Source organism: Aeromonas sp. L_1B5_3 (assembly GCF_963866575.1).
Classification (GTDB): Bacteria; Pseudomonadota; Gammaproteobacteria; order Enterobacterales; family Aeromonadaceae; genus Aeromonas; species Aeromonas jandaei.
The window spans coordinates 138,838-150,415 of sequence record NZ_CAWMDN010000095.1; the positions used below are offsets into that span (position 1 = coordinate 138,838).

General features: G+C 57.2%; 10 protein-coding genes. 2 read left to right on the forward strand and 8 right to left on the reverse strand.

All coding sequences use genetic code 11. The features are described from left to right. Positions 1–26 precede the first annotated feature (26 nt). Positions 27–1,166 (forward strand): type IVa pilus ATPase TapW, encoded by a 1,140-nt coding sequence (gene tapW, locus AACR93_RS06285; RefSeq protein WP_041208567.1) that lies wholly within the window; start codon positions 27–29, stop codon positions 1,164–1,166. A 64-nt stretch (positions 1,167–1,230) separates the two neighbouring features. Here tapW and AACR93_RS06290 read toward each other — a convergent pair whose 3' ends face one another. Continuing rightward, positions 1,231–1,680 carry a methyltransferase family protein gene (locus tag AACR93_RS06290; protein WP_043849497.1) on the reverse strand — a complete coding sequence of 150 codons (450 nt, stop codon included), beginning with the start codon at positions 1,678–1,680 and terminating at the stop codon, positions 1,231–1,233. 175 nt (positions 1,681–1,855) lie between these two features. On the opposite strand from AACR93_RS06290, the gene alr reads away from it, so the two are divergent. Continuing rightward, positions 1,856–3,082, forward strand: coding sequence for an alanine racemase (alr, locus tag AACR93_RS06295; protein ID WP_043849498.1), 1,227 nt, complete (start codon positions 1,856–1,858; stop codon positions 3,080–3,082). A 56-nt stretch (positions 3,083–3,138) separates the two neighbouring features. Here the strand turns inward: alr and AACR93_RS06300 are convergent, their stop codons facing one another. The 7 genes from AACR93_RS06300 to AACR93_RS06330 all read right to left on the reverse strand — a co-directional run bounded on the left by AACR93_RS06300 (position 3,139) and on the right by AACR93_RS06330 (position 10,940). Beyond that, the gene (locus AACR93_RS06300) at positions 3,139–4,083 is read right to left on the reverse strand and encodes a TerC family protein (protein ID WP_041208571.1); all 945 of its coding nucleotides are present in this window, start codon (positions 4,081–4,083) and stop codon (positions 3,139–3,141) included. Positions 4,084–4,385: 302 nt separating this feature from the next. Then, positions 4,386–5,381, reverse strand: coding sequence for a murein tripeptide/oligopeptide ABC transporter ATP binding protein OppF (gene oppF, locus AACR93_RS06305; protein ID WP_033114332.1), 996 nt, complete (start codon positions 5,379–5,381; stop codon positions 4,386–4,388). After that, positions 5,382–6,362 carry an ABC transporter ATP-binding protein gene (locus AACR93_RS06310; RefSeq protein ID WP_041208572.1) on the reverse strand — a complete coding sequence of 327 codons (981 nt, stop codon included), beginning with the start codon at positions 6,360–6,362 and terminating at the stop codon, positions 5,382–5,384. A 100-nt stretch (positions 6,363–6,462) separates the two neighbouring features. Then, a complete protein-coding gene (gene oppC, locus AACR93_RS06315; RefSeq protein WP_041208573.1) occupies positions 6,463–7,374 on the reverse strand; it encodes an oligopeptide ABC transporter permease OppC in 912 nt (303 codons plus the stop codon). A 14-nt stretch (positions 7,375–7,388) separates the two neighbouring features. After that, positions 7,389–8,309: an oligopeptide ABC transporter permease OppB gene (gene oppB / locus AACR93_RS06320; protein WP_041208574.1), complete on the reverse strand. Its 921-nt coding sequence runs from the start codon at positions 8,307–8,309 to the stop codon at positions 7,389–7,391. A 96-nt stretch (positions 8,310–8,405) separates the two neighbouring features. Then, positions 8,406–10,025, reverse strand: a complete 1,620-nt coding sequence (locus tag AACR93_RS06325) for an ABC transporter substrate-binding protein (protein ID WP_041208575.1) — start codon at positions 10,023–10,025, stop codon at positions 8,406–8,408. A 279-nt stretch (positions 10,026–10,304) separates the two neighbouring features. Further along, the gene (locus AACR93_RS06330; RefSeq protein ID WP_033114327.1) at positions 10,305–10,940 is read right to left on the reverse strand and encodes a YchE family NAAT transporter; all 636 of its coding nucleotides are present in this window, start codon (positions 10,938–10,940) and stop codon (positions 10,305–10,307) included. Positions 10,941–11,578 lie beyond the last annotated feature (638 nt).

Genomic DNA, 11,578 nt, shown 5'->3' on the forward strand with positions numbered 1-11,578 from the left:
ATCTGCTTGATAGACGAGGCAAAACCATGGAATTGCGAGACATGTTACAGACCCTGGCCAAACAGGATGGCTCCGACCTCTATCTGTCGACCGGCGCCCCCCCCTGCGCCAAATTCAACGGGGTACTGCGCCCCCTGAATGAGACACCGCTCAACCCGGGCGATGTGGCGGCCATTGCCGAGGCCATCATGGACAAGGAGCAAAAGGAGCAGTTCGAGCGGGAGCTGGAGATGAACCTCGCCATCTCGCTGCCGCAGATCGGCCGTTTCCGGATCAACATCTTCAAGCAGCGCAACGAAGTGTCGCTGGTAGCGCGCAACATCAAGACCGAGATCCCCCGCTTCGAAGATCTGAAACTGCCCCCCGTGCTACTCGACACCATCATGGAGAAGCGCGGACTGGTGCTATTCGTTGGCGGTACCGGCTCGGGTAAATCGACCTCGCTGGCGGCGCTTATCGACCATCGCAACCGCAACAGCGGCGGCCACATCATCACCATCGAAGATCCGGTGGAGTTCGTTCATCGCCACCGCAAGAGCATCATCAATCAGCGGGAAGTGGGCGTGGATACCCGCAGCTTCCACGCAGCCCTGAAAAACACCCTGCGTCAGGCACCGGACGTCATCCTCATCGGGGAAATTCGCGACCGCGAGACCATGGAGCATGCACTGGCCTTCTCCGAAACCGGCCACCTCGCCATCTCCACCCTGCACGCCAACAACGCCAACCAGGCGCTGGACCGCATCATCAACTTCTTCCCTGAAGAGCGCCGTCCCCAGTTGCTCAACGACCTTGGCAACAACCTCAAGGCGTTTGTCTCCCAGCGGCTGGTGAAGACCACCGATGGCGGGCGCCGGGCCGCGGTAGAGATCATGCTGGGCACCCACACCATCCGCGACATGATCAAGCGCGGCGAGTTTGGCGGCCTCAAGGAGGTGATGGAGAAATCCAAGGCCCTCGGTATGGTCACCTTTGACAGCGCCCTGTTCGATCTGGTGGTGGAGGGAGTGATCGATGAGGAGGAGGCGGTGAAGAACGCCGACTCGGCCAACAACCTGCGCCTCAAGATCAAGCTATGGAAGGAGAAGGGCCAGATCGCCAGCAGCAGCGATGCCACCGGCTGGAGCCTCGAACCAACCAAGGACGAGAAAGGCGACCATTTCTAACCCCGTTTATCTGCCGGCAACGCTTCCGCTGCGCCGGCAATCCCTCCCCGATCTACTCACCGCCTTAACACCAGCGCCGCACCTGCTGGCAATAGCGAGCATACTCTTCGCCGAACCGGGCACGGAGCAGCCGCTCCTCCGGCATGATCTGGAAACGGGTCAACCAGAGCGCCAGCAGTGCCGGGCCAGCCCAGACCCAGACTCCCCCGAGATAGCAGCCCCAGGCGGCCAGCCAGCAGAACAGCCCCAGATACATGGGATTGCGGCTGATGCGATAGACACCGCCGGTAACCAGATGACGGGTTTCATGCGGCCGGGTGGGACTGACGGTGGTCTTGTGATGCCTGAAGCGAAACAGGGCGCCAAAGCCCATGATGGCTCCCGCAGCAAACAGAAGGGCGATGAGGCCCCACATCCCCATTCCAGGGGGTGTCTCTCCCCTGACCCACCACATGGCGGCGGCACAACAGACAAACACCAGTGGCGGTGGCAGGCGCAACTCCAGATTGACCATTTTTTTCCCCTGAAAAGTGTCGGAACAACCACGCCTGCGGTAGACTCAATCGCTTGTCCAAGTCTGCCGAGAGTGACAAAGATCATAATAATAACAACAAGTTGACGTTGAGCTACAGCCAATGTGACCAACTCGACCCACACTATCCTCACGCGAACAACAAAAAGGAACCACCATGCACAAGAAAACACTGCTGGCCACCCTGATCCTCGGCCTGCTGGCCGGGCAAGCGGTTGCTGCCCCCTACCTGCCGCTGGCCAGCGATCACCGCAACGGCGAAGTCCAGACCGCAAGCAATGCCTGGCTGGAAGTCGATCTCGGCGCCTTCGAGCACAATATCCAGACCCTCAAGGATCGCCTCGGTGACAAAGGCCCGAAGATCTGCGCCATCATGAAGGCGGATGCTTACGGCCACGGTATCGATCTGCTGGTTCCCTCGGTAGTGAAAGCGGGTATCCCCTGCATCGGTATCGCCAGCAATGAAGAAGCTCGTGTCGCCCGCGAGAAGGGCTTCACCGGCCGTCTGATGCGGGTACGTGCCGCCACCCCGGACGAAGTGGAGCAGGCCCTGCCCTACAAGATGGAGGAGCTCATCGGCAGTCTGGTGAGTGCTCAGGGCATCGCCGATATCGCCCAGCGCCACCACACCACCATTCCGGTGCATATCGCGCTCAACTCCGCCGGCATGAGCCGCAACGGCATCGATCTGCGGCTGGCCGACTCCAAGCAGGATGCGCTGGCCATGCTCAAGCTCAAGGGGATCACCCCGGTCGGCATCATGACCCACTTCCCGGTGGAGGAGAAAGAGGACGTCAAGATGGGGCTGGCCCAGTTCAAGCTGGACTCCCAGTGGCTGCTGGAAGCAGGCAAACTGGATCGCAGCAAGATCACCATCCACGCCGCCAACTCCTTCGCAACACTTGAAGTGCCGGACGCCTACTTCGACATGGTGCGCCCGGGTGGCCTGCTCTATGGTGACTCCATCCCCTCCTACACCGAGTACAAGCGGGTAATGGCGTTCAAGACCCAGGTTGCCTCCGTCAACCACTACCCGGCTGGCAACACCGTCGGTTATGACCGCACCTTTACCCTCAAGCGCGACTCCTGGCTCGCCAACCTGCCGCTCGGTTACTCCGACGGTTATCGCCGCTCCCTGAGCAACAAGGCCTATGTGCTGATCCAGGGCCAGAAGGTGCCGGTGGTCGGCAAGACCTCCATGAACACCATCATGGTGGACGTGACCGACCTGAAAGGGGTGAAACCCGGTGACGAGGTGGTGCTGTTTGGCCGTCAGGGTGACGCTGAAGTGAAACAGGCCGATCTGGAGGAGTACAACGGCGCCCTGCTGGCGGACATGTACACCATCTGGGGCTACACCAACCCCAAGAAGATCAAGCGCTAAGCCAGTCTTTGCCATAAAAAAGGGCTCCCGCGGGAGCCCTTTTGCTTGTTTGCCAATTATGCCGTTTTCTTGCGGGTCACCCAGAGGCTCAACCCCATGGAAGCCAGCAGGATCAGCGCGACCACGCCCAATGCGATGCCGGTCGGGATCTTGAAGATATCCAGCAGCAGCATCTTGACCCCGATAAACATCAGGATCAGCGCCAGGCCGTATTTGAGCAGGGCAAAACGCTCGGCCACGCCCGCCAGCAGGAAGTACATGGCTCGCAGACCCATGATGGCGAAGATGTTGGAGGTCAGCACGATAAAGGGATCCGTGGTCACCGCGAAGATGGCCGGGATGCTGTCTACCGCAAAGATAAGGTCGCTCACCTCTACCAGCACCAGGATCAGCAGCAACGGGGTGGCATAGCGCACACCGTCACGCCAGACGAAGAAGTTCTCCCCCTCCAGCGTCTCCGTCACCTTGAAGCGACGGCGCATCCAGCCCAGCAGCGGGTTGTTGGCCAGATCCGGCTCCTTGTCGGCCGCCCACAACATCTTGGCACCGGTCAGCAGCAAGAAAGCGCCGAACAGGTAGAGGATCCAGTGGAACTGCTCGATAAGCCAGCTACCCGCAAACACCATGCCGGCCCGCATCACGATGGCACCCAGTACCCCGTAGAGCAGCACCCGGCGCTGCAGCTCGGCCGGAATGGCAAAGTAACCGAACAGCATCAGCCAGACGAAGACGTTGTCCACCGCCAGCGCCTTCTCGATGAGGTAGCCGGTGAGGAACTCCAGCCCCTTCTGGTTGGCAATTTCACGACCTGCGCTGTGATCCAGCCAGAGCCAGATAGCCAGATTGAAGAGCAGCGCCACGCTGACCCAGATAAGGGACCAGATGCCTGCCTCTTTGAGCGACACCTTGTGGGATTTGCCACCACCGACAAAGCGTATGTCAATCCATAACAGGACCAGCACTATGCTGAAGAAACCGGTCCACATCCACCATTCACCCATATTCACTTCTCCCAAAAACGACAAAACCCACGACCGAGAGGCGTGGGTTTGCGTTTGGAGCAGATACACCTTGCCTCTCGGCAAGGTCTCACTTACAGCCCATTTTCATCGACTGCCCAGCTGCCGGGTGCACTGCAGGAAATGGGTGCACCGTAATGACGACAAACCGGCGAGAAGTTACTCCCCTTGTTGCGCGGATATTAACAGCGGTAAAAGATAACGCCAAGAGGCATCTTCACCCTTAACGCAAAAAAACGGGGCGCTGTATGAGCGCCCCGTTATTTGCATTGCGACCAGCGCAATCAGAGCGGATCAACCTTGAGGCAGGAGACCGCGTGATCGAAGTTGCCCTCCAACACAGGGCGGGTCTTGGCACACTCGGGGCCAGCCACCGGACAGCGGGTGCGGAACACGCAGCCTGACGGCGGGTTCATCGGCGATGGCAAATCCCCTTCCAGGATCTGAATCACCTTATTGCGCTCCAGCTCAGGATCCGGGATCGGCACCGCCGACATCAGCGCCTTGGTGTAAGGGTGCAGCGGATTGGCGAAGATCTCCTTGCGGGTCCCCAGCTCAACGGCATTGCCCAGATACATCACCAGCACCCGATCGGAGATATGTTTGACCACCGACAGGTCGTGGGCGATGAAGATAAGCGACAGCCCCATCTCCTTTTGCAGCGACTTGAGCAGGTTGACCACCTGCGCCTGAATAGAGACGTCGAGCGCCGACACCGGCTCATCGCAGATGATCATCTTGGGCTCGAGGATCAGCGCCCGGGCGATACCGATCCGCTGGCACTGGCCGCCAGAAAACTCGTGCGGGTAGCGGTTGACCAGGTTGGGCAAGAGCCCCACCTTGCTCATCATGGCGCGCACCTTCTCCTTCACCTCTTCCCGTGGCAGGTTGGGATAGAAGGTGATGAGCGGCTCGGCAATGATATCGCCGATGGTCATGCGCGGGTTCAGAGAGGCCAGCGGATCCTGGAAAATCATCTGGATCTCTTTGCGCTTCTCGCGCAGGGCATTCTGGTCGAGCTTGGTAAGATCATCCCCCAGCCACACCACCTTGCCCGCCGTCGCCGGCACCAGACCGATGATGGCGCGGGCAAAGGTAGATTTGCCGCAACCGGACTCACCCACCACCCCGAGGGTTTCCCCTTCGTAGAGGCGCAGAGTAACACCATCGACCGCCTTCAAATCGGATGGCTTGGCCCATGGCCAGGCCTTGCCACTCTTGATACTGAAGTGCACCTTGAGGTCAGACACTTCCAACAGCAATTTCTTCTCGGCACCCATTTAGTTGGCCCCCTTGTTCATGGCATCCGATACCCAGTGGCAGGCGCGCTCCCGGCCGTCATTGAACGGCGTCAGGATTGGCGACTGCTGGCCGCAAATCTCGCTCACCCGGTGGCAACGCTCCTGGAAGGGGCAGCCGGTGGGCAGACGCAGCAGGTTGGGCGGATTGCCCGGGATGGTGGGCAGCACTTCCCCTTCGGTATCGAGACGGGGAATAGCGCGCAGCAAACCTTCGGTATAGGGGTGGCTCGGGCGATAGAAGATATCGTCCACCTTGCCGTACTCCATGGTACGACCGGCGTACATCACCAGCACCTTGTTGCAGATACCGGCGACCACGCCAAGGTCATGGGTGATCATGATGATGGCGGTGTTGAACTCGCGCTTTAGCTCGTTCATCAGGGTCATGATCTGGGCCTGTACGGTCACGTCGAGCGCGGTGGTCGGCTCATCGGCGATCAGCAGTTGCGGCCGGCAGAGCAGTGCCATGGCGATCATCACCCGCTGGCGCATACCGCCGGAGAACTCGTGAGGATACATCCCCATCCGCTTGCGCGCTTCAGGGATTTTCACCGCATCCAGCATCCGCACCGACTCCTCGAACGCCGCCGCCTTGTTCATCCCCTTGTGCAGCATCAGCACTTCCATCAGCTGATCCTGCACCTTCATGTAGGGGTTAAGCGAGGTCATGGGGTCCTGGAAGATCATGGCGATCTTCTCGGAGCGGATCTTGTTGAGCTTGGACTCGGGGAGGTTGAGGATCTCTTCGCCCTGAAATTTGGCGGAACCGGTGATCACGCCGTTCTTGGCCAGCAAGCCCATGATGGCAAACGCGGTCTGGGATTTGCCGGAGCCGGACTCGCCGACGATCCCCAGGGTTTCACCGGCAGAGAGAGAAAAGTTGAGGTCGTTGACCGCCACCACATTGCCGTCCGGGGTCTTGAACTCGACCCGCAGATCTTTTACATCCAGTAATTTCATAAAAACTCCTTATCGATCTTTCGTGACGTTTTCCTGTCGATCCGATTCGCTGTCAGCGATGGGTGGCCGCACTCTTGCTGGCAGCCACTTGCCGCCTTGATTAGCGATCCTTCGGATCGAGGGCGTCACGCAGACCATCCCCGAGGAAGTTGAAACAGAACAGGGTCACCACCATAAAACCGGCGGGGAACAGGAGTTGCCAGATGGCCACTTCCATCGACTTGGAGCCTTCATCCAGCAGAGCACCCCAGCTGGTCATAGGCTCTTGTACGCCCAGACCAAGGAAGCTCAGGAAGGATTCGAACATGATCATCCCGGGCACCAGCAGGGTGGCGTAGACCGCCACAATCCCCAGTACGTTGGGTACGATGTGACGGGTGATGATCTTCCACTTGGAGACGCCGCAGACGTGGGCCGCCTCGATGAACTCCTTGCTCTTGAGGCTCAGGGTCTGGCCGCGCACGATCCGCGCCATGTCGAGCCAGCTTACCGCCCCGATGGCGATAAAGATGAGCGCCAGATTGCGGCCAAAGAAGGTGACCAGCATGATGACGAAGAACATGAAGGGGAAGGCGTTGAGGATCTCCAGTACCCGCATCATCAGGCTGTCGACCCGACCGCCGATAAAACCGGAGGCGGCGCCATAGAGAGTACCGATGATGACCGCCACCATGGCCCCCATGATGCCGACCATCAGGGAGATCCGGCCACCCAAGAGGGTACGCACAAAGAGATCGCGGCCCAGACTGTCGGTACCGAAGTAGTGACCCGCTTCGATGTCCGGCGCACTCTGCATGGCGCCCCAGTCGGGATCGTCAAAGGTGTACTGGGAGAGATGCGGCCCGACAATGACCGCCAGACCGATGATGGTCAGGATGATCAGGCTGGTGAGCGCCGCCTTGTTGCGCAGGAAACGGCGACGGGCATCCTTCCACAGGGAGCGCCCCTCCACCACTTCCACTTTCTGCGCGAATGCCTCGACGGCTTCGCGTTTTTCTGTTGAAACAACCATGATGCACTCCCGAATTAGTAACGGATCTTGGGATCGATAAAGGCGTAGAGAATATCGACCACAGCGTTAAAGGTGATGGTGAGGGCACCGACCAGAATGGTCAGGCCGAGCACCATGGAGTAATCACGGTTAAGGGCACCGTTGACGAACAGCTGACCGATCCCCGGCAGACCGAAGATGGTTTCGATCACTACGGAACCGGTGATGATGCCGACAAAGGCCGGGCCAAGATAGGAGACCACCGGCAGCATGGCCGGACGCAGCGCATGCTTCAGGATGATGTGGCGCAGCGGCAGCCCCTTGGCACGGGCGGTACGGATAAAGTTGGAGTTCATGGTCTCGATCATGCTGCCCCGCATGATCCGCGAGATGGCGGAGATGTAGTACATCATCATGCCAAACACCGGCAGCACCATAAACTGCACGCCACCACCCTGCCAGCCACCAGCCGGCAACCAGCCAAGATGGATACTGAAGATAAGCACCAACAAGGGCGCCAGCACAAAGCCCGGGATCACCACCCCGGCCATGGCCGACGACATCAACAAATAGTCGATGATCGAGTTCTGTTTCAGCGCCGCTATGGTGCCGAAAGTGACCCCCAGCGTGACGGCAAAAATAAAGGCGAAGGTACCGATCTTGGCGGAAACCGGCAGCGCCTGGCTCACCAGATCGTTGACGGTAAAGTCCTTGTACTTGAAGGAGGGACCGAGATCGCCCTGCACAAGGTTGCCCAGATAGGTGAGATATTGCATCCCGATCGGCTTGTCGAGGCCATATTTGGCTTCGATGTTGGCCATTACTTCGGGGGGGAGCGAGCGCTCGCTGCTAAAGGGGTTACCCGGGGCGAAACGCATCATGAAGAAGGAGACGGTGATCAAGACCAGCAGAGTCGGGATCGCTTCCAGTAGACGTTTAAAAATGAATTTCAACATAGACAATTCCTGTCCTGTACTGCTTCCAAAGGGTCGCGGTTGTAATAAAGGCCCGCCGTCTGGCGGGCCTGCTTGTTATGCGACTTGTAACGAAAATCAGTGAGCGATGATGTACATGTCTTTGCTGTAGAGGTTATCCAGCGGGTTGGCCGGGTAGCCACCTACATAGGGTTTCACCATACGGGCAGTCACGTATTGGTAGATGGGAGCAATCGGCATGTCCTTGGCCAGAATCTCTTCAGCCTGGACGTAGAGCTTGTTTCGGGCAGCCACATCAACCTGATCGCGAGAGGAGTCCATCAGCTTGTCAAACTCCGGATTGGAGTACTTGCCGTCGTTGTTGCCGTGGGTGGTCTGCATCAGATCCAGCATGGAAGAGGCTTCGTTGTAGTCGGCAATCCAGCCGGCACGACCCACATCAAACTGACCCTGCTTCTTGGTCTCCAGATAGGTTTTCCACTCCTGGTTGACCAGGCTCACCTGCACGCCCAGCTTCTTCCACATGGAGGCAACGGCAACCGCTACTTTCTTGTGGTTGTCGTCGGTGTTGTAGAGCAGCTCGAACTTCAGCGGCTTGCTGGCATCGAAACCGGCCTCTTTCAGCAGCTCTTTGGCCTTGGCATCGCGCTCGGCCTGGGTCATCTTCGACCATTCCGGAGCCACCGGCTTGAAGCCATCCACAAAGTCCGGCACCAGGGTGTAACCCGGAGTCTGGCCCTGGCCCATCACCTTGTCGGCGATCACGTTACGATCGATGGCATAGGAGAGTGCAGTACGCACACGTACGTCATCAAACGGCTTCTTCTTGAAGTTGTACTGGTAGTAGTAGGTACCAACGTAGCCAGTCACCTTCAGCTCATCCGGCTTCTCTTTCTTCATCTGCTTGAAGCGCTCGATGGGCATCTGGTAAGTCATGTCCACTTCGCCGGCCAGATAGCGGTTCAGATCGGAGTTGGTGGACTGGATCGGCAGGTAAGTAACCTTGTCGATCACGGTCTTGGCGTTATTCCAGTAGTTGGGGTTGCGCACCACATCAACCCGCTCGTTCACGACCCAATCCTTCAGCTGATAGGCACCGTTGGATACCATGTTGCCGGGCTGGGTCCACTTGTCACCAAACTTCTCGATCACCTTCTTGGGTACTGGGTAGGTGGTGGTGTGGGAGAGCATGCTGACAAAGTAAGGAATGGCTTTCTCGAGCTGCACCTCGAAGGTGTAGTCGTCCACCGCTTTCACGCCCAGAGTGTCGGCAGGTTTCTTGCCGGCAATGATCTCGGAGGCGTTGACGATGGTCGGGATCTCCAGATACCAGGAGTAAGGAGAGGCGGTTTTCGGATCGACTGCGCGTTTGAAGGCAAATTCGAAGTCGTGCGCGGTGACCGGATCACCGTTGGACCACTTGGCATCTTTACGCAGATGGAAGATGTAGTGTTTGTTGTCCTTGGTTTCCCAGGATTCGGCTACCGCAGGCAGGATCTCGCCTTTGGGACCGGAGGCAACGAGACCTTCAAACAGGTCGCGCAGGATATTGGATTCGACCGTTCCTTCGGTCTTGTGCGGGTCAAGGGTCGCGGGCTCGGAGCCGTTGCCTTTTACCAGCTGCTGAACATCAGCCAGCTTGGTTCCCGCCGGGACATCGGCAGCCTGTGCCATATTGATGCCACCAAACAGTGCAGCCATCAGCAATGTGTTAATAATTGTTTTTTTATGAGTCATTTCCATACTCCAACAAGAACATTCCATGCGTTCATTTAAGTGGCGGGCATTGACCCCGCTCCCAGCATAATTCCCTGCCAATTCCGATATTGCAATAGATATTGTCAGGACAATCATTACTTTCCGGTCAAAAAACCAGCTGTCAGCCTGTTTTTCAGAATGAAAATGCCAACGACATGTTCATTTTTTAAACAAGCGTCCGATTCTAAAAAACGGTGTCCAAAAAGCAACCAATAAAAAGCCGGTCACGAGGACCGGCTTTCATAAAACAGACCTGGCTCACATCAGGCTGGGGAAGACACCCTTGATACCCGCCACCATGATCTCGATACCGAGCGACATCATGATAAGACCCATAATACGGGTCACCACGTTGATACCGGTATTACCCATGATTTTGAACAGCAGCGGAGCGGCGCGGAAGATTAGCCAGGAGCAGAAGGAGAAGACCACGACAACAACCGACATGCCGAGCAGCTGCTGCCAGTGGCTCTGGCTGGCATAGACGATGACCGAGGAGATGGCGCCCGGGCCTGCCATCAATGGCAACGCCAGCGGAACCACGGCGATCGATTCCCGCACCGCCAGTTCGCCCTTCTCCTGTTTGTTGTGCTTCACCTCGCCCAGCTTGCCCTGCAGCATCGACCAGGCGATCAGGGTAATCAGCGAGCCACCGGCAATACGGAACGATGCCAGCGAGATGCCGAAGCCGTCGAGGATCAGCTGCCCCATATACATGGAGACCAGCAGGATGATCATCACCGCGATATTGGCGGTGGTGTTGGTCTTCATCCGTTCAGCCTGGGTGTAGTGGCTGGTCAGGCTGACAAAAACCGGCAGCAGACCTAGGGGGTTGATGATTGCGAACAAACCGACAAAAAACTTCAGATACAAAGAGACGTCAATTGCTGCCATAGGCGCCTTCCAAACGTGTGCAGGGCCCATCGGGCCAGTCCATTAATTTCGCGCGTAAATTTACATCATCCCCAGAGCGGGCACCAATCAAATAATCTCACCATTTACAGGGTTTTTTAGTTAGTTTCGCTAATGCATGGTCGCAACGTGGCATAAACCGGTGCCAACTTGCGCAAAAGGGCTCGATTGCCACCCAACATTTGTCTATGTGCCCATATCCTGGCTTATCGTCTTGGCTGCGATGGCAAAGATGGCATCGAACGGCCAGCAGCCATGCTCCAAAGATCGCTGTCACAGCCATCAATTGGATTAGTCATGGATTAAAACAACATGCAATTTCGTAACAAATGGGGTTTAAGGAGAGGTTGAATGGTGACTTCGTAACCACAACATTCATGTTTTATAACCTGAAGCGCCTGTTTCACCTCCGGCAAGCTGGCTAAACCTTATTTAACCATTTGATACAAAGCGATTATTACCGTCTATTTACAATCCTCTTTGCTTCCTTCAGGATGCACATTCCGATAACATCCATCAAACATGGATCATGAAATAAAATTTCTTTTGTTCTTTTGTTACACATGATCCAGATCAAGTTTTTCTGAGTCAGCCCCGCTCTATAATCGACTCAGAAAGCG

Excerpts from the sequence above, each read along its gene's own strand:
- AACR93_RS06300 (WP_041208571.1), bottom strand. The coding sequence starts at position 4,083 with ATGGGTGAATGGTGGATGTGGACCGGTTTCTTCAGCATAGTGCTGGTC.
- oppF (WP_033114332.1), bottom strand. The coding sequence starts at position 5,381 with ATGGGTGCCGAGAAGAAATTGCTGTTGGAAGTGTCTGACCTCAAGGTG.
- AACR93_RS06325 (WP_041208575.1), bottom strand. The coding sequence starts at position 10,025 with ATGACTCATAAAAAAACAATTATTAACACATTGCTGATGGCTGCACTG.
- AACR93_RS06310 (WP_041208572.1), bottom strand. The coding sequence starts at position 6,362 with ATGAAATTACTGGATGTAAAAGATCTGCGGGTCGAGTTCAAGACCCCG.
- tapW (WP_041208567.1), top strand. The coding sequence starts at position 27 with ATGGAATTGCGAGACATGTTACAGACCCTGGCCAAACAGGATGGCTCC.
- alr (WP_043849498.1), top strand. The coding sequence starts at position 1,856 with ATGCACAAGAAAACACTGCTGGCCACCCTGATCCTCGGCCTGCTGGCC.
- AACR93_RS06290 (WP_043849497.1), bottom strand. The coding sequence starts at position 1,680 with ATGGTCAATCTGGAGTTGCGCCTGCCACCGCCACTGGTGTTTGTCTGT.
- oppB (WP_041208574.1), bottom strand. The coding sequence starts at position 8,309 with ATGTTGAAATTCATTTTTAAACGTCTACTGGAAGCGATCCCGACTCTG.
- AACR93_RS06330 (WP_033114327.1), bottom strand. The coding sequence starts at position 10,940 with ATGGCAGCAATTGACGTCTCTTTGTATCTGAAGTTTTTTGTCGGTTTG.
- oppC (WP_041208573.1), bottom strand. The coding sequence starts at position 7,374 with ATGGTTGTTTCAACAGAAAAACGCGAAGCCGTCGAGGCATTCGCGCAG.